The following is a 25,836-nucleotide window of genomic DNA, read 5'->3' on the forward strand; positions in this document are numbered from 1 at the left end:
TTTATGAGCGTCAGCGAAGTTATAAATTCTGATAGTATAAAAAAGACCTTGAGATCAGCAGAGGAGCTGCACTCAAGGTCTTTTTCAGTTCTAGATACGCGCATCAAAGCGACTGCCAGAGGTTGGATGAGGAAGTGAGGTATTCAGCATGTTTATTAGAGCATTGCTTTGACTCTCAGTGGCATCCATGGCCTGTTTTGTGACAGCCACACTGACATCCTGTTGTAATTTTGCCTGACTTAAGCCTGTCGATAAAGCAGGAATGTCCAAAATAACCCTCCTAATATGTAAGACTTTTGATAAGTATAACATATTAGGAATCAATGGTATTATAATTTGCTTGTATTGAAAATCAGCATCCAAACCTTCTGTATCCATGATAAAAATAAGATAGGAGAATAGCTACAACAGTGAGCCGGGTAAGAACCGGTAGAGCCCAAGAGCATGAGCTTCGGTTGCAATTTAAAGTCAGCCTCATCAAAGTGCACCAGATTATAGGGATTCTATTAATTATATTTTGAAGTCATACACCATACTTTGAATATTTGGAGCTTTTGGTATCAGATATAGACAAGGGAAGGAAACACTCAAAAAATTGCCAGGTTTTATCACTCCACAAACGAACATTTATTCGTTATGATAGTGATAGAATGTATAAAAGAATTGGCAGATTTCCTATTCGTTGATATCATAGATAAAGGATTTTAAAGAGGAGAGACCTTGGATGAAGGTACGGAAAACCATGTCTGATTTACTATCGGACTTAAGACAAGATGAGAATATTGCCCACTGGAAAACGATCCCTGGAAGAGCAGCACGATCCGTTGAATTTCCTGAAGAAATGGACGCCCGCTTAGTGGAAGCCTTATCCAAAAGGGGCATTACTTCCTTATATACACATCAAGCACAGGCCTTTCGCTTGGCGGTCAAAAAGCAGGATATTGTTGCGGTGACACCAACAGCTTCAGGGAAAACCTTGTGCTACAATTTGCCGGTGCTCCATTCGATATTGCAGGATTCTAGTCAACGTGCCTTATATCTTTTTCCTACAAAGGCCTTGGCTCAGGATCAAAAGAGTGAAATGAATGCAATCATTGATGAAATGGGCGTTTCTTTAAACAGTTATACATATGATGGGGACACCGCGGGAAGTATTCGTCAAAAGATTCGCCAAGCTGGTCACATTGTCATTACTAATCCTGATATGCTACATTCCGCTATCTTGCCCCATCATACCAAATGGGTGGCTTTATTTGAGCATCTTAAATACATCGTTATTGATGAATTACACACTTACCGTGGCGTTTTCGGCAGCCATGTTGCCAATGTGATTCGCCGCTTAAAGCGGATTTGTCATTATTATGGCAGCGACCCAATCTTTATTTGTACCTCGGCGACGATTGCTAATCCGAAGGCGCATGCTGAGCGGTTGACGGGAAAACCGATGACATTAATCGATGACAATGGTGCGCCAGCGGTGAAAAAACATTTTATTTTTTATAACCCTCCGATCGTCAATCAGCAGATGAACATTCGTCGCAGTGCATCGCTTGAAGTGAGAAAGCTCGCTAAGGCCTTTTTAGAAAATGAGATTCAAACCATTGTCTTTGCAAGAAGTCGGACACGCGTTGAATTGTTACTCAGCTATTTACAAACGCTGAATACTGGCCGCAAAGAGCGGGCAACCATCCGTGCCTACCGAGGCGGCTATTTACCATCAGAGCGTCGACACATTGAAAAGGGATTGCGAACGGGAGAGATACAGGGTGTTGTCAGTACCAATGCATTGGAGCTGGGGGTTGATATAGGGCAATTACAAGTTTGTATCATGACAGGCTATCCAGGATCGATTTCAAGTACGTGGCAACAAGCGGGACGCGCAGGAAGGCGTGAGGATGAGGCCGTGATTTTACTTGTGGCTACCTCGAGCCCACTTGATCAATATATCATTCAACACCCGGAGTATTTTTTTGAACGCAATCCAGAAGAGGCAAGAATCAACCCGGACAATTTAATCATTTTAGTGGACCATATCAAATGCGCGGCCTATGAACTCCCCTTTTCCGAAGAAGCGCTGTTTGATGGGGTTGAAGTGAAAGATATTTGTAGTTATTTAAGTGATGAGGATGTCTTACATTTACAAGCAGGCAAATGGTACTGGATGAATGATGGCTTTCCAGCAACCAATATCAGCCTGCGCTCGGCAACCCAGGATAATGTGGTCATCATCGATCAAACCCAGACAGGATCAGTAAAGGTCATCGGTGAAATGGATCGTTTTAGTGCTATGACTCTGCTCCATGAGGAAGCGATTTATATGCACCAAGGTGAGCAATATCAGGTTGAAGTGTTGGACTGGGAGGAGAAAAAGGCCTTTGTCCGTCAGGTTGACGTAAATTATTATACGGATGCCAATCTTGCCGTACAGCTGGATGTGTTAGAGGCGGATAAACGGTCTCAGGATTCAATGTGGATGGAGCGCGCTTATGGCGATGTATCCGTACGCGCAAAGGCCACTTTATTTAAAAAAATCCGCTTCGAGACTCATGATAATATCGGGTGGGGACCGATCCATTTACCGGAAGAAGAAATGCATACCTCAGCAGCTTGGATCAGCTTTTCTGAAGCGTTCGTGGAACAAGTGGGTCGTGAGCATTTTGAAGCGGCGCTATTGGGTATCGCACAAATTCTGAAGCATGCCGCGCCGCTTTTTGTGATGTGTGACCCCGTGGACCTTGCCGTGGTACCGATGATCAAAGCACCACATAATGAACGGCCAACAATTTTTCTTTACGATAAATATCCTGGGGGTATTGGCTTAAGTGAAAAATTGTATGACCAGATGTCCCGGTTGTTAGCTGAAGTGCTTCACATGGCCACACACTGCCAATGTGAAGAGGGCTGTCCTTCATGTATCGGGACAGAAGCTGGTGATAAACGTTTTGCCATTCGACTTTTACAGTCTTTGTTAAAAGAGGGGTCTTATGTCTCTTAAAAAACAATTGGATCGTTATAAAAAGCACTTAAAGCGTTCAGAAGAACCAGTAAAAGAAACACGGACACAGCTTACTAGCCTTCAGTTAGAGAGAAGCCTGCAAGAGGCAGCCTCTCACCTGGGGGCGAGCATTCTGCCTTATGAACAGGAAGCTATTTTAGTAAAAGAGGAGCAAGTACCTCTGACTGAGCAATATGGGCGTTACCACTTAAATGAAATCCATCAGGCAGTGGCGCTTTGGCAGGAGACATTGATGGACCATCCTTTATCAGCCTCTAAGCGTCAGCCAGGTGATTTATTGTTTTTTGATACTGAAACAACGGGATTATCGGCTGGAGCAGGGCATATGATCTTTCTACTGGGCTGTGGATGGATCAAAGCCTCTTCTTTTCATATTAAGCAATATTTTTTACCCGGACCCGGACATGAAACGGCATTTTATTATCACTTTTTACAGGATGTTACCGATCTTACTAATTTGGTGACCTATAATGGCAAGTCATTTGACTGGCCCAGAGTGAAGACCCGCGTCCAGTTTGTGCGGGAGCGCGTCCCGCAATTACCCGCTTTTGGTCACTATGATTTACTTCATGCATCAAGGCGATTTTGGAGGAAGGAATGGGAAAATGTTCGTCTGCAAACAATTGAGGAAGAGGTATTGGATCTCAAGCGTTTGAGTGATGTCCCTGGACATATGGCGCCTTTTCTTTACTTTGAGTTTTTAAAAAGTCCGAAGGCCGCATTAATAGAAGGCATTTTTCGCCACAATCATGACGATATCAAGACCTTATTAGTGCTTTATATTCACTTAACCTATTTATTACATGGAAAGATTAAACGATCGCTGAGAGAGACCTATGAAGTGGCTCGTTGGTTAATGCAAATGGGGATGATTAAAGAAGCCATTGTTACATTAGAAAATGTGATGGCAACAAAGGCCGCGATTGACATGCCAGAGTGGTATCAACTGCTGGCAATGGGACATAAAAAAGCAGGAAGACCAGATCGAGCGATTGCTTATTATCAGCAGCTCATTGATGGGTTAAAACGCCCGACCCTCGAAAGCTGTATTGAACTTGCGAAGCTTTTTGAACATGAGCGTCAGGATTATGAGCAGGCACTTCATTATTGCCATCAGGCCTTGGCGGTGCTAGAGAAAAAAATGATCATTAATCATGAAAAGTATCACAAAGATATTGCTGGGGTACATCATCGTATGGACCGACTGCAGCAAAAGATCCAGCGGCAATAGTAATATTGCCCGGGGAAGCGCATAAAACAGCAAATTTCGCAAGGTCATAACCGTAACCAAGTCGTTTTTTGCGCTTCATTTTCCCCTTTTGTCGAACCGTGTGTCGTTAGTGTTTGTGGGTTAGAAGAGATTAGATCAGGACTTGTAGACATGGGTTTTTGTATGGATTTAGCATAAAAAGCGCTAGGAGTGGCAAAGGGGGATGGCGATGACGCGAGTGCTAGCGATAACGGGATATAAACCTCATGAATTGGGCATATTTAGTCAAAATCATCCTGGTATTGATGTCATTAAATATACATTAAAAATCCGCTTACTGGATTTTATTGATGAAGGAACAGAATGGTTCCTTATCAGTGGCCAACCTGGTGTGGAGCTTTGGGCTGCAGAGGTTTTATTAGAACTAAAAGAAGTGTATCCATCCATTCAATTAGGCGTTCTCACGCCCTTTTTAGAGCAAGAATCGCGTTGGCCAGATCAAGTTAAGGAATACTATTACCAGATTATCAATGCAGCGGACTTCGTTGATAGCATTACGAAACGTCCTTATGATAATCCAGCGCAGTTGAGATTAAAAAATGATTTTATTATTCATAAGAGTGATGGTCTTTTAGTGCTTTATGATGAGGAAACACCAGGTTCACCTCGCTTTTATCTACAGGCTGCGGAACGTAAGCAAACATCAGGGGACTTTTCGATCTATTATCTGAATCGTTATGATATAGAGGCGGCCTCGCAAGCCATTGCTGAAAATGATCCTCGCTATTGGTCACAATAACGATTGACTTTTTTTTCAACGTCTGAAAGAATGGATGTATAATGTCAATGACTTGAGGTGAATGTTCATTGGACAATAAATTAAGCCAATTAACAACAAAAGATATTTTGGAACAAGATTTTAAAACAGCTCTCCGCGGGTATTCGCCTGATGATGTTGATCAGTTTTTGGATGTCATCATTAAGGATTATGAGGCCTTTCAGCGTGAAATCCAAAGATTGCGGCAAGAAAATCAACGGTTAAAACAAGAGCTTACACAGCAGAAATCTGAGCAGCGTCGGCCGATGGCTGGTCAGGGACAAACGAACTATGATATTCTAAAACGCTTGTCCAACTTGGAAAAGCATGTATTTGGTAGCAGGCTCCAAGATTAACCATGATCACTAGATAGACTAAATTCTACCATTGTTTTTATGAATTTTTTTTGTTATAATCTTATTTTGTGACGGTGTTATAGTCGTTGGGTAATCGCAGTATTCTTTCGAGAATATTGAGGAAAGTCCATGCTCGCACGATCTGAGATGATCGTAGTGTTCGTGCCTAGCGAAACAATAAGCTAGGGTAGTTTGGCATTGTGTTCAAGCTAACGGCAAGAGAAGCGCCTAAGTCCGTTTTGGATATGGCGTGAACTCTTTGAAAGTGCCACAGTGACGGAGTCCTTTTGGAAACAAAAGGAGTGGAACGCGGTAAACCCCTCGAGCGAGAAACTCAAATTTGGTAGAGGAACCCTCTGGAAGGAAATGAACTGAAAGAGGGACAGGCGGTCCTGTAGATAGATGATTACCACCACTTGTACGAGAAGCCTAACTTCGTCTGAGTACAGTGGAACAGAACATGGCTTACAGACGAACTAACACTGAAGCAATTGGTCCCTTTCATGGGGCTTTTTATTTTTCATTAAGACTAATAACGTCACTAAAGAGATGCAGCGCCAAATTTTTGAGTTGTTAGAGCAACACGATACATATAATGAAGTTTTTTCTAACAGTGGAAATGGACATGCTATACTTATACATAGTGTACAAATTGAATGCGGAGGCACGCTATGACATTAACTTTAATTGCAACGACGGCAATGGGCATTGAGGCCATTGCTGCTGATGAACTCAGAGCACTTGGCTACAACGATCTCACTGTAGAAAATGGTCGGATCACATTCCAAGGCGAATTGTATGATATTTGTCGCACAAATCTTTGGCTACGGACGGCTGATCGTGTAAAAATAAAGGTAGGGTCTTTTAAGGCGACAACGTTCGAAGAGCTATTTGAGAATGTTAAGGCACTGCCTTGGGCAGAGTATCTACCGATAAATGCCGAATTCCCTGTTTCTGGAAAATCGGTGAAATCGAAACTCTTTAGTGTCTCTGATTGTCAGGCGATTACTAAGAAGGCCATCGTTGAGAGTTTAAAGCAGCATTATCATCAAGAGTGGTTTAAAGAAGATGGACCGACATACAAGTTAGAAGTCTCACTTTTAAAGGATATCGCGACACTCACCATCGATACGACGGGCCCTGGCTTACATAAACGCGGCTATAGATATTTACACAGCGGTGCTCCTTTAAAAGAAACACTTGCTGCTGCTATGATCTATCTTACACGCTGGACACCGGATCGTCCGTTTGTTGATCCTTTTTGTGGGTCAGGGACGTTACCGATCGAAGCGGCTATGATTGGACAGAATATCGCACCAGGGTTTAACCGTGATTTTATCTCTGAAGCGTGGCCAATGTTCCAAAATGATGAATGGGAAAAGGCTCGTACCGAGGCCGATGAAAAGGCAAATTATGATCAGCCATTAAACATTGTGGGTTCAGATATCGATCACAACATGGTTGAACTCTCCAATAATAATGCATTAGAAGCCGGCTTTGGAGATCTCATTCAGTTCAAACAAATGCAGGTTACCGACTTCACTACGACCGAAGACAATGGGGTGATGGTGGGCAATCCTCCATATGGCGAGCGACTTGGTGAGAAGCAGGAAGTCGAAGCAATGTACCGTAAAATGGGTGAAACCTTCAAGAAGTATGAGACCTGGTCCTTCTATTTCATCACATCCAACGAAAATTTCGAACAGCTTTATGGAAGAAGGGCCACGAAAAAACGCAAGCTTTTTAACGGTATGATCCGAACAGATTATTATCAATTTTGGGGGAAAAAGCCAAGAAAACAATGATATGAAAATAGGCTGATTACTTACGGTCATTAAAGCATGATTCATTTAAAAGTATCCCCTCCCGAATGCCAAGAGATATGGTCATTAGAGAGGGGATTTAAAAAGCGTCGTCAGGCTGTTTCTGTTTTTCTTTTCATTAAAAGAACATGATTTGTGTTATTTTGAGGACTATGTTCATTAAGCTCGACCTGATTTATATGCTGATAAAATAGGCTGAGTAGAATCAAAACCGGCATCCCCACTTGTGGTGAGCACAATGGAAAGTCTAATAAATTGGTTAATAAAATGACGGGAAATGTCAAATAAAAAATATAGCTTTGATTTTGAGTTTTGCTGTTCTTAAACAAATGTAACCATTTTTTAATTGTATAAAGGATTAGAACTAAGAACGCTATGCCGCCAACTATCCCGTATTCTGCAAAGAAAGCTAAGAGTAAATTGTGTGGATGGGCGATTAATTTCCCGGTATATGTCTCATAAATAGATTTAAAATAACCTGGTCCTACGCCGACTACCGGGTGAGCTAAAAATATTTTTATGCTTGTTGTCCAGATTTCCAAACGATTATGAATGCTTTTTATAATAAGCTGATGTCTTGGCATAATATCGTATATCTTATTGAACATGACAATGAGACTAATACCGATTAAATAAATACTGCGCCAATAATACATCATAATAAAAATAGCAGTTAATATGAGCATAGAGATAAAACCGGAACGCGAGCCTGTTTCAGTAATCCCGACCATTAATATTCCTATCATGGGGACAGCATAAAACAATTTATAAAACGCTTTACTGTGTAGATCATTTAACAGATTTGAGTACAATACAGCGAGAGAGAGGAGTAAGAGAACATCTGCTAAATTTGGATTATAGGCTGAGCCAAATAGTCTCTCAGTTGGTTTGATTCCAATGAGGGCACTGCCAAATAAATAATTTAAGTACCCGAAATCAATCCCCATATCATTTAATGCGCGCATAAACTTATCGATACAAACAATATATACGCCTCCGCAAATCACAATCCATTTAAATTGGACCATATCAAAAGGCTTCACATTAGTATAGAGATAGACACCATAATAGCCAATAATCATGAATGGAACGTAACTATAGAGCCAAGCATGATTCTCAACAGTAGCCATAAGTGACGTTACAAATAATGCCGTAAAGAAATAAGTGATCATATTCAACGGGATATTTTTCTCATGACTTAAAGATTTATAGAGTTGTTTAAAGCCTATCCATGCTAAGCCAGCAACGCCTATTGGTGGCAGAACATATAATAGAATCATCATTAATGCAAAGGGTTGCGCCTTTATATCATTTATTTTATCTTTTAAATCGTTTCGTTTCATGATGTATCCTTCCTTGTTGATGTTCTGCGATGCTCCGGGTAAAAAATAAGCCATTTGCATCATTTCATAATGACTGATTGAAGTAAAATTAGCGCACATGAATGCCCCACTGAAAGGAAGCGTTGGTCATAAGAAATTCGGCTTTAAGCCCCGCAATTTCTATTATGAAAGGGACTCATTCAGACGGATATTAAGAGACGTCTGAAATTCTGCCAATCTCTTTGCACACGAAATGTTTATCTGAATCTCATAATTAAAGATATAATTCTCTCTAACAGCTTTAAGGCCTAATCAAGTGTACACCGTTAAGGCATAATTCTATTAAACTATGTATTTATTTTTATACTTTGTTTTAGTGAAACGAATAGGAAAAAGAATAAACGCAGAGTTATTGTAGGGGGAATAGAACACATCTTTTTAGCTGTGGTGATGCTGCAGAAGGCAGGACAAAATGGTTCCCTTTTATTTTATTGAATAGAGTGTCTTCACCGTTTTTGTTAGAAAAATCACAGTAAAGAATAAGAAATAGAGGTATGATGGGAGGATGAAAATGATCATTTGGAGGCGGATATGAGTATATTTTATAATGTATTGATCTTTATTCATATTTTCTCAGCCATTCTAGGAATGGGACCTGGCTTTGTCTTTGTGTTCATAAAGAGAACAGCTCAAACAATGACTGAGCTTCGTTATTCATATAAAATCACGCGTCTTCTGCATCGCTTTGTTATGATCGGAGGGACCTTGTTACTCGTGACAGGGGTATTAATGGGTACTTTAAATACCGGATTATTTCATCAAGGGTGGTATGTGACCAGTCTTATTTTATTTTTAATTGCGCTTTTGATGGGACCAACTGTGTTATTACCACACACTAATCGAATCAAAAAGCTGATCTCTGAGACTAAAGGAGAAGCGATCCCTGATGCCTATTTAATACTTGCAAAAAAATCCATTCGTTTAGAAAATCTTTTAAATCTTATCTTTCTGATCATTATTGCCTTAATGGTGACCAAGCCATATTAAAAGTCAGTCTATACCCGCAATTTATTGAGTACATGCCTTTTCTTCAATAATAAATGACAAAACAGCTAACACTTTGCCTAAATCATAAGGAATTCAGGCAAAGTGTGATATCAGTCACAGCCTTTGAATATAAAGGCATTAAACTGTTGATATAGGTCATTACAGATGTGGATAAGGAGAGAGCAGTGATGAATGATGAACGCCAAGAAAGATTACAAAAACTATTAGAAGAGGCTTTGAAACCTGTTTTAATAAGATTGGATGCAATTGAAAACAGGCTAAAGGAGTACAAAGGCTGTTCGTATGAAAAGAAGGATTAGAAAACGACTTTAGAGCAAGACAGTCATCATAGCAGATGCTGTCTTGCTTTTTTAATAATAACAAAATATAAAATTTCTGTCATGAGGAGGGTGCGCGTTTCTGCTCCCGGCTACACGCTTCTGAGGGGGAGTGGTAAGCTTGCTCGCGCTGCGGGCATGCCGATCTTCCGCTTCCCGCAGGACTCTAGTATCGCATCATGCTTTAGCGGAGATTGGAGAACACATGATTTTAGAGTATTCCGAATCTCCCAGCCCCTGTGCTCCAATCCACTTGACCTGGTAATGAAGCCTCTTCCAAATAGGATGATGCTATGCCCAGACAAAACTGAGCGTAGTTTACCCGTTTTTTTAGATACATAACGGGTTTCCGAATTGAAAGGTGACTTGGGCTGAAATCTCCCAGTAATGTTTGTAAAAAACGCGGCTATATTGTCCTCGATTGGTTAGAAATGGCTGTCCGATGAGGGTGGGAATTTTTAACTCAGTTTTTCGCTTCCTTATAACACAAGGGTTACTGCAACACGTCATCAGAAAACCAACTTTTGGATAATGATTGGTTATGTTACATTTGATAGCCTAATAGTAGCTCGAATGAGAGATTACTAGGAGGTTAATATGAATATACAGAACAAAGCAGTGAAGCTTTTTATTATGTCATTTGTGATCTTTTCACTCTCTATTTTTGCTATAAGCAGTAAGTCAGAAGCAGCTACTTCACATAAACTGTCCTATGGTGAAACCTATTGGAAAATTGCAAAGGGCTTTGGCATTCCAATTAATCGCTTAATGTCTTCCAACCATTCAAAACCACTTTATGCAGGAGATACAATCACACTTCCTAATTCTCCAATTTCTATAGCAGATAAACAATTACTCTATCGTCTTGTTCACGCTGAAGCTGTTGGTGAACCCTATGCTGGGAGGGTTGCGGTGGCAACAGTTGTTTTAAATCGCGTGTTAAGCTCACAATTCCCCAATACGGTCTCAGGTGTCATTTATCAAATTTCTGGTGGTCACTATGCTTTCTCTCCTGTGGCCAATGGGCAAATTAACAAGCCAGCAGATGCCGAATCTAAAAGAGCGGTTAATGAAGCCTTGGCTTTAATGGGAAAAAGCAGTGGATCTATTTATTTCTATAATCCAGCAACCTCTACAAGTTCATGGATTTTATCCCGTCCAGTGACAGTAAAAATTGGGCATCATGTCTTCGCAAAATAGAAAAATTAAAAGTCTACCATTTAATGGCCGTCTCAAAAAGTCTAATATTTTGAGACGGCTTTTATCTAAAGATCAGAAAGTATAAAATTTCTGATCATGAGGACGGTGCGGGTTTTCGCTGCAGGCCGCTTGCTTTCCACAGGGGAGAGGTAAGCCTCCTCGCGCCTTCGCACTGCTAAGTTCTTACCGATCTCCCACTTCCCTCAGGACTCTAGTCTGCGCATTATGAGTCAGCGGCGCCCGAGGAACACACGATTTTAGAGTGTTCCGAATCTCGCACCTTGTGCTTAAATCCACTACTCAGACAAGGGCCGGGCATGCTTCTCGCCCGGTTTTTTAAGCGTAGTAAGCCCTTTTACAAAGTAAACAATTCATCCGAAGATAAGCATATTCTTTCACTAATTTTAAAAAATAATATATAAATGAATCAATATCATGAATGCTTTTGATGGGAAAAACATAGAAACAGACTTTCAGTTTTCTTTTAAAAATATTGAGTGCTCAGCTATGGCTGCGGAAAGACGTCCGTGGCAAACCGTGAGTCTTCTTGAGCCTATACTTTTTTGACCTTGCGGGGTTATAAAGTGGCCACTATATAGCTTTTTTTATGTTAAAGTTATGTTAGGAGATTTGACGGAATTTAATTTATTTTTTAAAATACTTAAACTGACAGAAGGAGTATTTATAGAGTTGAACACAAAATTCTTGGATTTATTAGCTCAAAAATATGACAGTGAAGAAAAAGTGGTGACAGAGATTATTAACCTTGAAGCCATTTTAAACCTCCCTAAGGGAACAGAACACTTTGTGAGTGATCTGCATGGAGAATATCAAGCGTTTCAGCATGTATTGAGGAATGGTTCAGGCAAAGTCAAAGAAAAAATACGAGATATTTTTAAAGAGGAACTAACAGAGCAGGAAATCAATGAATTTGCGACGTTAGTCTATTATCCAGAAGATAAATTAAAGCTAATAAAAGATAGCTTTGCTAACAACAAAGCATTAAATGAATGGTATAAAATCATTATTGAGCAAATGATTAAGCTCATACCCTATGCCTCTTCAAAATATACACGTTCAAAGCTAAGGAAGGCCTTACCAAAACAGTTCGAATTTATTATTGAAGAGCTACTTTATAAAACGGATGAATATACCAATAAAAAACAGTATTACTCAAGTATTGTTGAACATATTATTTCTCTCGGACAAGCGGATAAACTCATTATCGGTCTGGCCTATACGATACAACAATTGGTGGTGGATCACCTCCATGTCGTTGGCGATATCTATGACCGCGGACCTGAACCAGATAAAATCATGGACACGCTCATCAATTATCATTCTGTTGATATTCAGTGGGGCAATCATGACATCCTTTGGATAGGCGCTTATGCTGGCTCAAAGGTTTGTCTGGCCAATATTATTCGTATCTGTGCTCGCTATGACAATTTGAGCATTATTGAAGATGCTTATGGGATTAATCTCAGACCCTTGCTTAATCTTGCGGAAAAGTATTACGACGATAACCCTGCTTTTAGACCTAAATTACAGGCGGGGAGTAACTTGTCTGATCAAGAAAGGCTACAAATTACGAAAATCCATCAAGCGATTGCCATGATTCAATTCAAGCTTGAGTGTCCTATTATTAAAAGACGGCCCACCTTCAATATGGGCGGAAGACTTTTGCTTGAGAAAATTAATTACGAGAATAACACCATTATGCTTCATAGCAAGACCTATCCATTAGCAAATACTTGCTTTGCAACGGTGAACCCAGATCAGCCTGATCGATTGTTAGAAGAAGAAGCAGAAGTAATGGACAAGCTCTTGTTTTCTGTTCAGCATTCAGAAAAGTTAACAAGACATATGAATTTTCTTATGAAAAAGGGCAGCCTTTATTTAAAATATAATGGGAATCTATTAATCCATGGCTGCATTCCATTAGATGAAACAGGGAAAATGGAAAAAATGGTGATTGAGGATAAGACCTATGCAGGTCGTGAGTTGCTTGATCTTTTTGAGAAGCATTTACGCTACAGCTTTGCTCATCCAGAAGAGACAGACGATCTTTCAACGGATATGGTTTGGTACTTATGGACAGGGGAATATTCCTCTCTGTTTGGGAAACGAGAAATGACGACCTTTGAAAGGTATTTTGTCCAGGATAAGGCGACGCATAAAGAGAGAAAAAATCCCTACTATTATTTACGTGAAAACGTGGACATCTGTCGTAATATTTTAAGTGAATTTGGACTTAATCCAGATCAAGGACATATCATCAATGGCCATACGCCAGTCAAAGAAATTGAAGGAGAAAATCCAGTAAAAGCCAATGGTAAGATGGTGGTCATTGATGGAGGCTTTTCAAAAGCCTATCAATCCACAACAGGTATTGCTGGCTACACACTATTATTTAATTCTTTTGGTATGCAGCTGGTTGCTCACAAAAAATTTAGTTCAAAAGAAGATGTTTTAAGAGACGGGACCGATGTGTTATCTGTTAAGCGCTTGGTAAATGAAGAGCTGGAGCGAAAAAAAGTAAGAGAAACAAATGTAGGTAAGAAGATCTTACAAGAAATCTCTATTTTGAAAAATTTGATGGTCTATCGATATATGAAGTGATTTTTAGGAATTAGGAAGTAAAAAGGTAGAGCTAAGATTATATTATTTGACGCAAATGTCATTCAGGTCCAGTAAACCCGGTTTTTAAGGGCTTTCTGGACCTTTTTTCGCCTTTCTAATGAGGAGATCCTATACATTCCGCAGCCCGATATCCATCCTCTTTATTTCGTATTGACATGAATATGTTATCATTAAGGAATGACATCAGAGGGAAACCGGCAAACAAAGCTTTTTCGAGAAAAACTCCCGCTTAACTATTGGAAAATGACTCCAATCTATGAGGAGTAATATAATTTTAATAAATTTAAAACAAACCTTTAATCTCGTTATATTATGATGAAAATGGGAATATGCTGGTGAATTTTCTGATGAAGGTCATATGGAGCGATTTGATCCATAGTGATATGGGCATTTCACGAAATAGTCCTTATGGCATTCACCTATTGATAAGAGAACTAATAGCGAGAGTATATAACGGAGGTAACGTAGGAATGAAGCCATTATTGGGATTTTGTCTAGTTGTTTTCATGCTGATTTTTCTAACAGAAACACCTGTTGCGGCAGCCAACAATGGGAGTGAATTGAAGGACAAAATAAATCAGGATATTAAGAATCGACAAAAAACCTTGAATGATTTGCAAAATAAAAAAGCGGATTTAAATGTTAACAAGAATCAACAATCAAATACTGTTGAGAAGGTTCAAGCGCTTGGTGCACAAATTGAAAATTATAATGATAAAATTCGCGTTAAACAAACCGGTATTGCTAATACACAGAAAAAAGTTCAGACTTTAAAGGAAAATATAAAAAAGCTACAACAGAAAATGGAACAACGTAAAAAATATATTACTAATCGAATACGTGCGACATATATTCATAGCGGAACGAATAAGTATTTAGAATTGCTTTTTGATTCCAAGGACTTTGGTGACCTTATCAGCCGGATTTATTTTATCAGTCAAATGGAAAAGCATGATCACGATATTCTTGATGAACAAATAAATGACAAAAAGAAACTAGAGAAAAATCAAGATGAGCTTAAAACCAGTCTCAATAAATTAAATAATGATCTGCAAAATCTCAAACAATTACAGGCATCGCTTGATAATAAGAAAGCTAGTGAACAGGCTTATTTAAAGCAGCTTAAGGATGAGGGAAATCAGATTCAATCAACGATCACATCCAAACAACAATTAGCGGCTTATTATAAAAAACAAGAAGAGACACATCGCGCTGAACTAAAGGAATGGGAAAGGAAGTTACTTCAGAATTCCAATATCCCAAGCGAAATCAGGCAATTTGTTGACCCTGCGCAACAGCTTGAAAACAGTACGGGTATCCCTGCTGCAATTACCATCGCTCAAATCATATTGGAAAGTGGTGGACAGCTTTCCACTCTTGCCACTGAAGGAAAAAACTTGTTTGGGATTAAAGGTCAGGGCCCAGCAGGAACATTGAATATAAGCACCAATGAAGTGGTGAACGGTCAAACTATTACGATTACAGCTGGCTTTAAAAAGTATGATACCTATTATCAAAGCATGGTGGACCATGCCAAGGTTTTACAGATGTCAAGATACCAAAACTATTTGAGAAATGCACATAGCCTTGATGAATATGCCTTTGGCATTCAAAGTGGCGGATATTCAACCGATCCAACCTATGCTAATAAACTATTAACTATTATTAAAGACTATGGATTGGCGAAATATGATAGTGGAAGCTTTTAAGTTTGTAAAGAATACCTTTGCAAAAGGGCTGTAAAAATCCTCTCTATGGGTTGGGGCCACTGAAAAACCACCGAAAGCTAAAATATACACCATCGTCATCCAGACCCGAGCCTTCCTTGTGCAGGATAAAAATAAAAAAAGGGAACTTTTCAGTGGCTTCATGGATTGAGAGAATTTTTTTATACTATCAGCATTTATAACTTCGCTGATGCTCATAAAGGAAGAGAGTATAAGTGTGTGATTGGCAAAAATCACATCGGGAGTAACTATCCAAGCGGTGCAAGCCCAGCTTTCTTTATTTAAAGGTTATTGATCTTAAATTTTAAGGGTATTGCTTTCATCAGTTATAATAAGTGTATGTATTATAGGTGGTGACGTAATAATGGAACACAAAGATAATGGATCGGTTTCACGGTGGCTTTCTTTAACAAATGCTTATAAAGTGATCACCAATGAGCTTGAAATTGCTATGCAACACTCGGCTGGCTTAACTCTAAAAGAATTCTATGTCCTATTATTTTTATCCGAGACTCCTGAAAAAAAGTTGAAATTGCAACAATTACAGAAGATGGTGGGTCTAAGCCAAAGTGCGATGTCTAGACTTGTCGCTCGCTTTGAAGCCAAAGGATGCGGGGCATTGAAAAGAGAAATTTGTCTAGAGGATCGTCGGAATATCTATACATCCATTACTGAAATCGGTGAGGAAAAATTAAATAGAGCCTTAGATGTTTTCCAGGTCACCCTGGAAAACACATTAGAAGAAAAAGACATTCAAGTGGGGCTTAAGGCCTTGTTAATAGATAAAAAATAATGACTTTATGCCATCACTACAGACTGTCTTACAGCAATACAGGGTCAGCTTTATTTATTTTGTCCCAGTCATTTATAGGGGGATAAACGTGACTTGAAATCTTTCATTCCATTCAGCTATTTTTCATACTTTAATAAGTTTCTTTATCTGTAACCCCTTTTATGGTAGGGATAGGTTCTTTTGTTTGACGTTAGATTTCATTATCGTTTATTCTATGCATGTGCATACATTTAATAGGTGTGCAAATTAAGGGTAATCTAATCATTAGCTGTATATAAAGAGGAGAGTGCTTGATGGAACATTTATTTACACCTTATAAGATAAAGAGTTTAGAGCTAAGGAACCGTGTGGTTATGCCGCCAATGTGTCAATACTCTGTTACTAATAAAGATGGGATTGCCAATGATTGGCATTATACACATTATGTGAGCAGAGCGATCGGTGGAGCGAGCTTAATTATCATTGAAATGACGGATGTTGATCCCGATGGTCGCATTACGGATTATGATTTGGGCTTGTGGTCAGATGAACACATCCCAGCATTAGCTCGTATTATTGAGGCCTGTCATAAGCATGGTGCTAAAGTTGGCATTCAAATCGCTCATGCCGGTCGTAAAGCAGAGGATGCGGCTGAACCAGTAGCGCCATCAGCGATTCCTTTTGATGAAAATTCCAAAACCCCAAGAGCACTTACTATAGACGAGATTGAAGAAATGGTAGAGAAATTCCGTCGCGCTGTGGCACGTGCTGTAAAGGCTGGTGTTGACGTCATTGAACTTCATGGTGCTCATGGCTATCTCATTCATGAATTCCAATCTGCCTATACGAATAAACGAACCGACGAATATGGTCAGGATTTAGCTAAATTTGGCAAGGAAGTCATTCGTGCAGCGAAAAGTGAAATGCCGGCCGATATGCCGCTCATTATGCGCATATCTGGTAAGGAATATGTCGATGGTGGATATGGCATCAAAGAAAGCATTGCCTTTTCTAGAGAATACAAAGAAGCAGGCGTAGATATGTTCCACGTCAGCGCTGGCGGTGAAGGTCAAATTGCTGCCCATGGCAGACCAGGGACTCATGCTGCTTATCAAGTGCCATTAGCACATGAAATTAAACATCAATTGGATGTTCCAGTGATTGCCGTTGGACGATTAGACGAGCCTATTTTAGCCAATGCTGTTATTGGTAATGAAGATGCAGATCTTGTTGCTGTTGGAAGAGGTATGCTAAGAAATCCGTATTGGACATTAGAAGCAGCAGCAAAACTTAATAAAGAAACAACAGTGCCACAACAATATCAAGTCAGCTTTCCAAAAGTAGGAAAATAATCGACTTTAGGTTTTCAAATGACATCAGGAGGGAATGGACATGACTAAAAAGGTATTGATGGTGGTTACCAATCACACCACGATTACAGATGATCATAAAACAGGACTCTGGTTAGAGGAATTTGCGGTTCCTTACTTGGTATTTAAGGATAAAGGATATGCTGTGAAAGTAACAAGTATTCAGGGGGGAGAAGTTGCTTTAGACCCCAGTAGTATCGAAGAAAGACCCGAATGGAAAGAAGCTGAGGCTGAATTAAAGAATACAGCTAAGCTATCTGAAGAGGACGCTCATGGCTTTGATGCGATTTTCCTCCCTGGGGGTCATGGCACAATGTTTGATTTCCCTAATAATGCAACACTCCTGTATGTTTTGCAGCAATTTGCTGAAGAGAATAAGGTCATTGGATCAGTCTGCCACGGGCCAGCTGGTTTAGTGAATGTCACTTACAAAGATGGCACGCCGCTAGTCAAAGGTAAAAAAGTGTCTGCTTTCACTGATTCTGAAGAAAAAGAAATGCAATTGGATCAACATATGCCTTTCCTTTTAGAAACAAAATTACGTGAAAAAGGTGCTGACTTCGTAGCAGGTGATAATTGGACTGATCATTCCGTAAGAGATGGTCATTTAATCACTGGGCAAAACCCACAATCCAGTCAAAGTACTGCTGAAAAAGTTGTAGAGGCTTTAGAAGAAGCATAAAAACCATTGGATAAAAGGGGAAACATTTCTTATTTGTTTCCCCTTACACTACATAAGCAACGATAGCAATTAAAAAATTTTTGATTTGGAGGCATTGAACATGGAATATCGTAAACTTGGAAGAACAGGACTGAAGGTCAGTGAGATCAGTTTAGGTAGCTGGTTGACTTATGGGAATTCCACAGAAAAAGACACGGCGACAAAGGTTATTGATAAAGCCTATGACTTGGGTATTAATTCCTTTGACACAGCGAATATGTATGCATTAGGAGAGGCCGAAAAAATCGTCGGTGAAGCTTTGGCAAAGTATCCGCGCGAGTCATTCGTGCTAGCGACAAAGGTCTTTTGGCCGATGGGAGAAGGCCCTAATGATCGCGGGTTATCTAGAAAGCATGTTTTTGAGCAATTACATGCCAGTTTGAAGCGTTTGAAAATGGATTATGTAGACATCTACTATTGCCACCGTTATGATCCAGAAACTCCTGTCGATGAAACATTGCGCACGATTGATGATATGGTGCGTCAAGGCAAGGTGCTATACGTTGGTGTCAGTGAATGGACAGCAGCGCAAATTGTAGAAGGCCTAGGTACAGCAGATCGTTATTTATTAGATCGCATCGTTGTCAATCAACCACAATACAATATGTTCCATCGTTATATTGAACAAGACGTCCTGCCAACAAGTGAAAAAAATGGCATCAGCCAAATTGTTTTTTCTCCACTAGCTCAAGGGGTTCTAACCGGGAAATATAAGCGCGGACAAGCGTTACCAGAAGGAAGCCGAGCAACGGACCCGTCATCTAATATGTTTATGAATGCCTTTTTAGAGGATGATGTTTTGGCTAAAGTTGAAAAGTTAGGTGATATGGCAAAAGGACTTGATCTTTCTTTATCACAATTAGCTATTGCTTGGATTCTACGGCAGCCAGGAGTTGCCAGTGCCTTGGTCGGCGCAAGCAAGCCTCATCAAATAGAAGAGAACGCCAAAGCGTCAGGCATTAAACTTTCTGATGAAACGATCAACGCCATAGAAGATATTCTAAAATAATTGATGCCGCCCCATACCTGTCCAATTTTGGACAGGTATTTTTAATTTCTAATGATTGAGTAGCCCCGATGATACAAACCATTTTTTAAAGAACCCACAACATGATAGAATAAAGAGAGACAAAGTTTAATAGAGAAAGGGAAGCTATCTTTGAAAGTGAAACGCAATGATCCATGCCCTTGTGGGAGTGGAAAAAAATATAAGCAATGCTGTCTTAGTAAAGCATCATTAGATACTGATCGCTCAAGTCAAATCAATGAGAAAGAGATTCTTCTTTATAAAAAACTTGGTTTGCGTCCGCAAACACTTACCTCATTCTATGGTAAGGAGATTGTTGCCTTTTTTAAAGCGCACAATACGCTATCGACAGAAGAAAGCAAGGCGCTTCATGATACACTCTATTTGTTTGTTGAGTTTATAGAAAATGAACACCTCTCTTCTTGGCAGGACTTTAATAGAGAGATTTGGGAAAAACTGCTGACTTTCTCCTATTTAGATTTAGCTTATGAACAGACTCAGGCTCAAGCCAAAACCTTTTATAAAACGATTTTAAATTTTGTGCAGTGGCTTAAGGACAATGAAGAGGTAATGTTACAGTGTGAAGACTGGGTCAAGGAAATTGAACAGTGCCATGAAGAAGCGCTTCTCGGAGCTGTACGCGTGTTAGAATTATATCGTGGTCAGGTAGAGACGCCCTTTCTCAATGGCTATGAAGATCTTCGCCGTGAAGCATTATTCGAGCAAGTCGGGACGAAACAAGTATCAGAAGGTGTATTTGAAGTCATCGATAAGGCGGATGAATGGATGACGTGCAAATCGCTTTTGACGAAGCAAACGTTTAACGTTTATCTCTCTAAATTGGCGACGAATGACGTACAAATCGGCACAATTTTTATGGGTGTCATCAAGCAAATCCAACTTGATGCATGGGAAATCTTAACGCTCGATCGTGTTTTTCCATCTGCAGCTCAATCCTATTTGTACAAGGCCATTGGGGTCCGGTAATTTTCATATTGTATAAATAGTTTGTTTTCTATGAATACGCTGCTTGGAAAATCGATTTATCGTTACAATAAGCATAGCTTTTTATAAAAAGAGAATTACAAAAGTTGGATGGTCACCTACGCATTGTTGTTTAGGTGGCCGTTAGAGAGCGAAACGACGATTACGATCTCTCAAGAGGTTGTGAAAACCACAGCGCGCGTTATCAGTTGGGGCATATTTGGGACAGCCATACAATGGAGCCGAGATTCTCAAGGGCGTTCAGTGGAAGAGATGATGCAGGATGTATTGCTAGTTGTGACGGCAAGCTTGGCACCTATAATAGATTGATTCTGCCATACACGAAGGAGAAGCAAGGTATACTTAAGTGCTTAAAGACACTATAGGAAAAGCTGGAAAAACATAGGGCGCAGAAAAATCCCTTTTTTTAAATGAAACAATAGAAGCTTGACTGATGGGTTTCACTGCAGGCACTTCGCAGAAATGGCCTAAATTTCTTTAGGAGCAGCTTAAAGGAACCGTTAAATCTCTTTGTTTCAATACACTAGCCAGTTTTTCAGTGCGTGAGAATTCTAGGATCCTTTGAAGACTCAATCGTCATAAATGCAGCATCATTTTAAATGTTGAAGCCTTGCTGGATATCTCAGTTTTACAGATTTTTAAAATAATTTTAAATCAAAAAACTAAACGAAGCGTATTAAATCTGTTAAAATGAAGTGGGTTCTATATGAGGATTGTTCCATTTAATTGCCCTTACCTTTGGAAGGGGTTACACAAAGAAGGAATTCTCTCACTTGATAGAGAATATCTTATAGGTGGACATTGTCCTTAATAGTAGACCCATACAATAAGATGATGTCTATGAACGTTGCAGAAAGGGAGAGAACAAAAGCATGGCTTACAATAGTTTAATAGCCCGGGTAGAACTCACTCATGTGTCATTTGGTGAGGTGGCTTCTGTCATTGGAAAAGCAGGTGGGGATATTATCTCCATTGATGTGATTTCTTCTAGTGGAGATTCATCTGTCCGTGACATTACCATTGAGGTTGGAGATAGCGAAGAACAACAGGTTGTTGAAAATCTGAAAGCGATGAGTGGCATTAAAGTTATCAATGTGTCTGATCGAACCTTTCTCTCTCACTTAGGTGGAAAAGTATCGGTTGAATCTAAAATTCCGATAAAAAATAGGGATGATTTGTCTCGCGTGTATACACCTGGTGTTGCCAGAGTTTGTTCAGCCATTCACGAAGATGAGCGCAAGGCTTACTCTTTGACCATTAAAAGAAATACAGTTGCGGTTATCAGCGACGGTAGTGCGGTACTGGGTCTTGGAGATATCGGTGCATTAGCTTCCGCTCCTGTTATGGAAGGAAAGGCGATGCTCTTTAAGCAATTAGGGGATGTTGACGCTTTTCCAATTTGTTTGGATACCCAGGATACAGAAGAAATCATTCGAACGATCAAAAATATTGCCCCCATATTTGGAGGGATTAACCTTGAGGATATTAGTTCACCACGCTGCTTTGAAATCGAGGAGCGTTTGACTAAAGAATTAGATATTCCTGTTTTCCACGATGATCAGCATGGAACAGCAGTGGTCGTTATTGCTGGGCTTTTAAATGCCTTAAAGGTCGTCGGGAAAAACATTGAAGATATCCGCGTTGTTGTCAATGGGATTGGTGCAGCGGGTGTGGCCATTTGTAAAATGCTTCTTAGTGCGGGTGTTAAGCGTCTCGTACCTGTGGATTTTGAGGGAGCGATTATACATGGTGGTGAGTATTCTTATCCAATGTGGCAATGGTTGGCCGAACAAGAGCAAGTAGAAAGTCAGCCAGGGACTTTGAAAGAGGTCATCCAAGATGCCGACGTCTTCATTGGTGTATCAAGAGCTGGACTATTGAACGGCGAAGATGTTGAGAAAATGGCTGCCGATCCTATTGTGTTTGCCATGGCGAATCCGAACCCTGAAATTGCACCAGAAGAAGCTTTGAAGCATGTTCGGGTGTTTGCCACTGGTCGGAGTGATTATCCGAACCAAATCAATAATGTACTCGTCTTCCCTGGGATCTATCGCGGGGCTTTAGACTGCCGGGCCAGTCTGATCAATGAGCCGATGAAACTGGCTGCTGCTCGTGCCATTGCATCGGTTGTCACGGATAAAGAATTAAATGAACAATACATCATCCCAAGTATTTTTAATGAACACGTTGTAGAAAAGGTAAGGGATGCTGTCATTGAAACGGCCATTTTAACAGGCGTGGCCCGTCGGATCCCACCAGATTTTAGATAAATGAATGAATGGGACTGGGACAGAAACATTTAGCACACAAAGAAGTCGAACGCATGCACATTTTTGAAGGCATGCGTTCGACTTCTTGATACATCATGAAGCGCTCCGTCAAATTACTTCGTTCTCCGCTGGAGTCTCCGTATTTTGACTATGCTTTTGTTTTCCTTAGCTTCTTTAAAATCTTATCGTTCGGTATGAGGGTAATCTCTTTTCATTTTGTCTCACCCTCATTTTTTATTGACTGAAGCATCATAAATAGATTTTACTGCTTCTTCAAGTGTTTTATTAAATTCTTCGTCAGATTGGCTGACATTAAGGTCATTGCTTAATGCTCTTGAGAAACTAGCAATAATGCCTTCATTTTCTTTTAGCTTCTCATTCGCTTCTTCACGGGAATAACCGCCCGAGAGTGCAACGACACGCACCACGCGTGGGTGTTCTGTTAGTTCTTTGTATGTGTTTGCCACTGTTGGAATCGTTAGTTTGAGCATCACATGGTCTGTTTCTGATAATGCATTAAGGTGATTAAGCAACTCTTCTTTTAAAATCACTTCAGATTTTTCTTTATCCTGGCTATGGATATCGACTTCTGGCTCAATGATTGGAACGAGACCCGCGGCTATAATTTGCTTCCCTAGTTTAAATTGTTGATCGACAACAGCTTTGATGCTGCTTGGATTGGCTTCTTTTATAACTGAGCGCATTTTTGTCCCAAAAATATGGCGTTCATTAGCACGTTTAAGTGTCTCATCTAAGTCAGGGATCGGCTTCATCAATTGTACACCATTTGAAAGTTCTGCTAGACCTTTATCTACTTTTAAAAAGGGAACAATCCCTTTTTTCTCAGCCAAATAGTCAGCGGTATACATGCCCTCAATTTTGCTATCCATCGTTTGTTCAAAGAGAATTGCACCAAGAATATAATTAGAATCAAAGGCAGGAGAGGTTATTATTCTTGTCCGCATTTGGTGGACAAGGTCAAACATTTCCTCTTCATTTGAATACGCCTCTTCAGAGACACCATAATTGGCGAGTGCTTTGGGTGTGCTTCCTCCACTTTGGTCTAGCGCAGCAATAAAGCCTTTTCCATTCTTCATTTTGTTCAATTGGTCTTGTTGCATCTTTTCCACTCCTTTAAAGGTTATTATGTACTGAGAATACCGCCTATAGTAATTGTAGCACTAGTTGGTTGAAGAATTAAAGCAATTGGATAACATATCTTTCTTTTCCAATTTTAATGTTCTGTTTAAATCCTTCCCCAAAGTCAATAAAAACATGTTATATGGAGCATAGAGAGAGTTACTGTATGATAATAATGAGAGAAAAGTCGAAAAGGATGGATGAAAGCAAAACGCTTCAGTACGAACCGGACGGTATATATTTAAAAAGCAATATATTGGATTTTAACAAAGGGCATAGAGGGAAAGGGTCAATATAATAGACTTGTTGCCGTTATTTCTCTCATCATTTCTGGAAAAACAAGAGTGAGAACCCATTCTTTTTCATATTTTAGATTAAGCATTGAAAGAAGGAATTGAATTGAACCAACGTCTTCAAAAGGCAGTATTAAATAATATAAGTTGGTGCAGTTTTGTTTGCGATACACATGAAATAAAACAGACAGCCACGGAAAACTTATGGGGCACGCTATCTAAGGCGCCTGCATTTTATCCAGATCTCATAACGAAAAATAGCCATGTGACTGAAAATGATGTTTGGGGATTTATTAATAATAGAAAGGTTGGATCGATCAAGGATAGCTTTGCGACACTAAATTTATCGGCTATGGGCTTTAAGGTCCTATTAGAAGCGGAATGGATTTATCATGAGCCACTTTCTGAAAGGGAGTCTACGGAGCCTTTACAGTGGCAGATAATCGCTGCAGAAACTGAATTGAGCAAATGGACTGCACTCCAAGGCTCAACAAATAGTTTAAAACCAAGCTTGTTAAAGAGACCGGAGATAAAGTTTTTCCTTCGTGAGAAAAAAGAAGGGATCGAAGGGTTTATAGCTAATGCTGGTGCGGGTGTTATTGGGGTTTCCAATGTCTTTTCAAGCGGTGTTACAAGTGATAATCTGTGGACGGATATAGTGAAGGAATTGTCAGTTATATTTCCAGACACTCCTTTGGTCGGATATGAGCATAGCGAAGCATTACATGAAGCCCGCCGCGCTGGATGGTCTTCACTAGGCCCTCTTCAAATATGGGTATCGAGAAATTTATAAATGTAAGGTTTTAAAGTATGACCTATTGGGTATGAATGAAGGGTGAGATTGTTCAATGTACATATAGAGGATGAACAGTTGTAAGGGGGCAAAATATGCTCCCTATAGTTCTGTTCATAGCGTCGTGTTTTCGACTTGCTTGTCTGAAATCGCCATGCTTTGGTTGAAACAGGGCATCGCGATCTTTAAATATTCCTCTGGTGAGAGCTGACTATTATTTTTCCAGTCAACTGCTGCGCCATAGACTTCCCAGCTGAACATGGCCGCTGCAATTCTTATAGAATCCTTATGATCCTCATTATATTTTTTGAGTAAGATGCGATAAAACATGGTTTCTAATTCTTTTTTCATGATCCCTTCAATGGTTGTACCAAAAGCTTCATAGCTTCTTGCACATTCTTTGTGCAGTGAGCTTAAGAAATGTGTGATACTGAGAAAAATTCGTGTCACAATGTCTTCATTGATTTTATCATAATCAGGTAATGGATCAATCACATCTCTTGAGATAGCGGTTTTTAACATATAATCCGCCAAATCATATTTATCCTTAAAGTGATAATAAAAGGTAGCTCTGTTTACAGTCGCTTTTGTTGTAATATCTTTAATAGTAATTTTACTAAAGTCCTTTTTCTTCGCCAGTTCCTCAAAGGCGTTCATAATTAATTGACGGGTACGCACAATTCGTGGGTCTAATTTGGCCTCAGTCATTATGTTTTCCTTTCTTTTTTAGACATAGTGCTCTTTATCTCATATTTTGTACAAGTTTCAATGGAGAGGTAAGAGGCACTTTAGGTTTAATTATACAACATATGTTGTATATGCCAAATCAGCTGCTTATATGGGTTTGTGTCAAACTTTTCTCGGTACCCTATTCATCCCAGTATTTCTGGCACTCTAAATTTGTACGCTTTTCCAGCTACCGCGCGAATGTCTTCGCTTGGTTCCC

At 39.8% G+C, this 25,836-nt stretch carries 22 protein-coding genes and 1 other RNA gene; 19 read left to right on the forward strand and 4 right to left on the reverse strand.

Translation table 11 applies throughout. The features are described 5' to 3' along the window. Nucleotides 1-90: 90 nt before the first annotated feature. Nucleotides 91-270, reverse strand: a complete 180-nt coding sequence (locus IEW82_RS15645; protein WP_188696564.1) for a YjfB family protein — start codon at nt 268-270, stop codon at nt 91-93. Between the two features lie 454 nt (nt 271-724). Here IEW82_RS15645 and IEW82_RS15650 point away from each other — a divergent pair, with 454 nt between their 5' ends. From IEW82_RS15650 to IEW82_RS15675, 6 genes are all read left to right on the forward strand, one after another. Beyond that, nucleotides 725-2,995, forward strand: a complete 2,271-nt coding sequence (locus IEW82_RS15650; protein WP_188696567.1) for a DEAD/DEAH box helicase — start codon at nt 725-727, stop codon at nt 2,993-2,995. Beyond that, nucleotides 2,985-4,247 (forward strand): ribonuclease H-like domain-containing protein, encoded by a 1,263-nt coding sequence (locus tag IEW82_RS15655; RefSeq protein WP_188696570.1) that lies wholly within the window; start codon nt 2,985-2,987, stop codon nt 4,245-4,247. Before IEW82_RS15650 ends, IEW82_RS15655 begins: the two co-directional genes overlap by 11 nt. A 208-nt stretch (nt 4,248-4,455) precedes the next feature. Then, entirely contained in the window at nt 4,456-5,025 is a 570-nt protein-coding gene (locus IEW82_RS15660; RefSeq protein ID WP_188696573.1) for an SLOG family protein, read from the forward strand. A gap of 68 nt (nt 5,026-5,093) precedes the next feature. After that, nucleotides 5,094-5,399 carry a cell division regulator GpsB gene (gpsB, locus tag IEW82_RS15665; protein ID WP_188696576.1) on the forward strand — a complete coding sequence of 102 codons (306 nt, stop codon included), beginning with the start codon at nt 5,094-5,096 and terminating at the stop codon, nt 5,397-5,399. Nucleotides 5,400-5,481: 82 nt separating this feature from the next. After that, nucleotides 5,482-5,872, forward strand: an RNA gene (gene rnpB / locus IEW82_RS15670) — RNase P RNA component class B. 198 nt (nt 5,873-6,070) lie between these two features. Beyond that, on the forward strand, nt 6,071-7,204 hold the full coding sequence (locus IEW82_RS15675) for a THUMP domain-containing class I SAM-dependent RNA methyltransferase (protein ID WP_188696580.1): 1,134 nt from the start codon (nt 6,071-6,073) through the stop codon (nt 7,202-7,204). A gap of 110 nt (nt 7,205-7,314) precedes the next feature. On the opposite strand, the gene IEW82_RS15680 is transcribed toward IEW82_RS15675, so the two are convergent. Beyond that, nucleotides 7,315-8,565, reverse strand: coding sequence for an O-antigen ligase family protein (locus tag IEW82_RS15680; RefSeq protein ID WP_188696581.1), 1,251 nt, complete (start codon nt 8,563-8,565; stop codon nt 7,315-7,317). A gap of 570 nt (nt 8,566-9,135) precedes the next feature. Here IEW82_RS15680 and IEW82_RS15685 point away from each other — a divergent pair. The 12 genes from IEW82_RS15685 (at nt 9,136) to IEW82_RS15735 (ending at nt 22,664) form a co-directional block, all read left to right on the forward strand. Beyond that, nucleotides 9,136-9,591 (forward strand): DUF2269 family protein, encoded by a 456-nt coding sequence (locus tag IEW82_RS15685; RefSeq protein ID WP_188696584.1) that lies wholly within the window; start codon nt 9,136-9,138, stop codon nt 9,589-9,591. A 188-nt stretch (nt 9,592-9,779) separates the two neighbouring features. Continuing rightward, a complete protein-coding gene (locus tag IEW82_RS20255) occupies nt 9,780-9,911 on the forward strand; it encodes a hypothetical protein (RefSeq protein ID WP_268237387.1) in 132 nt (43 codons plus the stop codon). A 651-nt stretch (nt 9,912-10,562) separates the two neighbouring features. Beyond that, the gene (locus tag IEW82_RS15690; protein WP_188696632.1) at nt 10,563-11,129 is read left to right on the forward strand and encodes a cell wall hydrolase; all 567 of its coding nucleotides are present in this window, start codon (nt 10,563-10,565) and stop codon (nt 11,127-11,129) included. A gap of 690 nt (nt 11,130-11,819) precedes the next feature. Then, entirely contained in the window at nt 11,820-13,751 is a 1,932-nt protein-coding gene (locus tag IEW82_RS15695; protein WP_188696587.1) for a fructose-1,6-bisphosphatase, read from the forward strand. A gap of 491 nt (nt 13,752-14,242) precedes the next feature. After that, nucleotides 14,243-15,481 (forward strand): glucosaminidase domain-containing protein, encoded by a 1,239-nt coding sequence (locus tag IEW82_RS15700; RefSeq protein WP_188696591.1) that lies wholly within the window; start codon nt 14,243-14,245, stop codon nt 15,479-15,481. A 382-nt stretch (nt 15,482-15,863) separates the two neighbouring features. After that, nucleotides 15,864-16,292 (forward strand): MarR family winged helix-turn-helix transcriptional regulator, encoded by a 429-nt coding sequence (locus IEW82_RS15705; RefSeq protein WP_188696594.1) that lies wholly within the window; start codon nt 15,864-15,866, stop codon nt 16,290-16,292. Nucleotides 16,293-16,585: 293 nt separating this feature from the next. Beyond that, on the forward strand, nt 16,586-17,623 hold the full coding sequence (locus IEW82_RS15710) for an NADH:flavin oxidoreductase/NADH oxidase (protein WP_188696597.1): 1,038 nt from the start codon (nt 16,586-16,588) through the stop codon (nt 17,621-17,623). A 40-nt stretch (nt 17,624-17,663) separates the two neighbouring features. Beyond that, entirely contained in the window at nt 17,664-18,323 is a 660-nt protein-coding gene (locus tag IEW82_RS15715; RefSeq protein ID WP_188696601.1) for a type 1 glutamine amidotransferase domain-containing protein, read from the forward strand. A 100-nt stretch (nt 18,324-18,423) separates the two neighbouring features. Continuing rightward, nucleotides 18,424-19,371, forward strand: a complete 948-nt coding sequence (locus tag IEW82_RS15720; protein ID WP_188696605.1) for an aldo/keto reductase family protein — start codon at nt 18,424-18,426, stop codon at nt 19,369-19,371. A 156-nt stretch (nt 19,372-19,527) separates the two neighbouring features. Continuing rightward, nucleotides 19,528-20,376 (forward strand): SEC-C domain-containing protein, encoded by an 849-nt coding sequence (locus IEW82_RS20090; protein ID WP_229672689.1) that lies wholly within the window; start codon nt 19,528-19,530, stop codon nt 20,374-20,376. A gap of 123 nt (nt 20,377-20,499) precedes the next feature. Continuing rightward, on the forward strand, nt 20,500-20,703 hold the full coding sequence (locus IEW82_RS15730) for a hypothetical protein (RefSeq protein WP_188696606.1): 204 nt from the start codon (nt 20,500-20,502) through the stop codon (nt 20,701-20,703). Between the two features lie 563 nt (nt 20,704-21,266). Continuing rightward, on the forward strand, nt 21,267-22,664 hold the full coding sequence (locus tag IEW82_RS15735; protein WP_188696609.1) for an NAD-dependent malic enzyme: 1,398 nt from the start codon (nt 21,267-21,269) through the stop codon (nt 22,662-22,664). Between the two features lie 227 nt (nt 22,665-22,891). Here IEW82_RS15735 and IEW82_RS15740 read toward each other — a convergent pair whose 3' ends face one another. After that, a complete protein-coding gene (locus tag IEW82_RS15740) occupies nt 22,892-23,785 on the reverse strand; it encodes a fructose bisphosphate aldolase (RefSeq protein ID WP_188696612.1) in 894 nt (297 codons plus the stop codon). 418 nt (nt 23,786-24,203) lie between these two features. Between IEW82_RS15740 and IEW82_RS15745 the strand changes: the two genes are divergently transcribed. After that, a complete protein-coding gene (locus IEW82_RS15745) occupies nt 24,204-24,890 on the forward strand; it encodes a hypothetical protein (protein ID WP_188696615.1) in 687 nt (228 codons plus the stop codon). Nucleotides 24,891-25,004: 114 nt separating this feature from the next. Here the strand turns inward: IEW82_RS15745 and IEW82_RS15750 are convergent, their stop codons facing one another. After that, nucleotides 25,005-25,598, reverse strand: coding sequence for a TetR/AcrR family transcriptional regulator (locus tag IEW82_RS15750; protein WP_188696619.1), 594 nt, complete (start codon nt 25,596-25,598; stop codon nt 25,005-25,007). Between the last annotated feature and the right edge of the window lie 238 nt (nt 25,599-25,836).

It is taken from the genome of Pullulanibacillus camelliae (assembly GCF_014642655.1).
Classification (GTDB): Bacteria; Bacillota; Bacilli; order Bacillales; family Sporolactobacillaceae; genus Pullulanibacillus; species Pullulanibacillus camelliae.

Excerpts from the sequence above, each read along its gene's own strand:
- IEW82_RS15710 (WP_188696597.1), top strand. The coding sequence starts at position 16,586 with ATGGAACATTTATTTACACCTTATAAGATAAAGAGTTTAGAGCTAAGG.
- IEW82_RS20255 (WP_268237387.1), top strand. The coding sequence starts at position 9,780 with ATGAATGATGAACGCCAAGAAAGATTACAAAAACTATTAGAAGAGGCT.
- IEW82_RS15705 (WP_188696594.1), top strand. The coding sequence starts at position 15,864 with ATGGAACACAAAGATAATGGATCGGTTTCACGGTGGCTTTCTTTAACA.
- IEW82_RS15720 (WP_188696605.1), top strand. The coding sequence starts at position 18,424 with ATGGAATATCGTAAACTTGGAAGAACAGGACTGAAGGTCAGTGAGATC.
- IEW82_RS15650 (WP_188696567.1), top strand. The coding sequence starts at position 725 with ATGAAGGTACGGAAAACCATGTCTGATTTACTATCGGACTTAAGACAA.
- IEW82_RS15740 (WP_188696612.1), bottom strand. The coding sequence starts at position 23,785 with ATGCAACAAGACCAATTGAACAAAATGAAGAATGGAAAAGGCTTTATT.
- IEW82_RS15655 (WP_188696570.1), top strand. The coding sequence starts at position 2,985 with ATGTCTCTTAAAAAACAATTGGATCGTTATAAAAAGCACTTAAAGCGT.
- IEW82_RS15735 (WP_188696609.1), top strand. The coding sequence starts at position 21,267 with ATGGCTTACAATAGTTTAATAGCCCGGGTAGAACTCACTCATGTGTCA.
- IEW82_RS15675 (WP_188696580.1), top strand. The coding sequence starts at position 6,071 with ATGACATTAACTTTAATTGCAACGACGGCAATGGGCATTGAGGCCATT.
- IEW82_RS15700 (WP_188696591.1), top strand. The coding sequence starts at position 14,243 with ATGAAGCCATTATTGGGATTTTGTCTAGTTGTTTTCATGCTGATTTTT.
- IEW82_RS15680 (WP_188696581.1), bottom strand. The coding sequence starts at position 8,565 with ATGAAACGAAACGATTTAAAAGATAAAATAAATGATATAAAGGCGCAA.
- IEW82_RS15750 (WP_188696619.1), bottom strand. The coding sequence starts at position 25,598 with ATGACTGAGGCCAAATTAGACCCACGAATTGTGCGTACCCGTCAATTA.
- IEW82_RS15715 (WP_188696601.1), top strand. The coding sequence starts at position 17,664 with ATGACTAAAAAGGTATTGATGGTGGTTACCAATCACACCACGATTACA.
- IEW82_RS15685 (WP_188696584.1), top strand. The coding sequence starts at position 9,136 with ATGAGTATATTTTATAATGTATTGATCTTTATTCATATTTTCTCAGCC.
- IEW82_RS15660 (WP_188696573.1), top strand. The coding sequence starts at position 4,456 with ATGACGCGAGTGCTAGCGATAACGGGATATAAACCTCATGAATTGGGC.
- IEW82_RS15690 (WP_188696632.1), top strand. The coding sequence starts at position 10,563 with ATGTCATTTGTGATCTTTTCACTCTCTATTTTTGCTATAAGCAGTAAG.